The organism is Bacillus sp. SIMBA_074 (assembly GCF_046534555.1).
Taxonomy (GTDB): Bacteria; Bacillota; Bacilli; order Bacillales; family Bacillaceae_G; genus Bacillus_A; species Bacillus_A mycoides.
The window spans coordinates 1-243 of sequence record NZ_JAWRYM010001081.1 but is presented as its reverse complement, the minus strand read 5'-3'; the positions used below and the strand labels follow the sequence as shown (position 1 = coordinate 243).

1 protein-coding gene is annotated in these 243 nt (G+C 47.3%); it reads left to right on the top strand.

Annotation, left to right across the window (positions count from 1 at the left end):
* Nucleotides 1-243: deoxyribose-phosphate aldolase (gene deoC / locus SB773_RS34090; protein WP_410594919.1), on the top strand; the 243-nt coding region annotated here is incomplete at both ends.

Sequence of the window (243 nt, the reverse complement as noted above, 5' to 3'; positions counted from 1 at the left end):
TCCGTATGCGTAAACCCGACATGGGTTAAGTATGCAAGCGAACTTTTGGAAGGGTCAGAAGTGAAAGTTTGTACGGTTATCGGGTTCCCTCTAGGTGCAACCACACCGGAAACTAAAGCTTTTGAAACGAAAGATGCCATCAGCAATGGTGCTCACGAAGTCGATATGGTGATCAATATCGGCGCATTGAAGGACAAGGATGATGAGTTGGTAGAGCGGGATATCCGTGCTGTGATAGCTGCA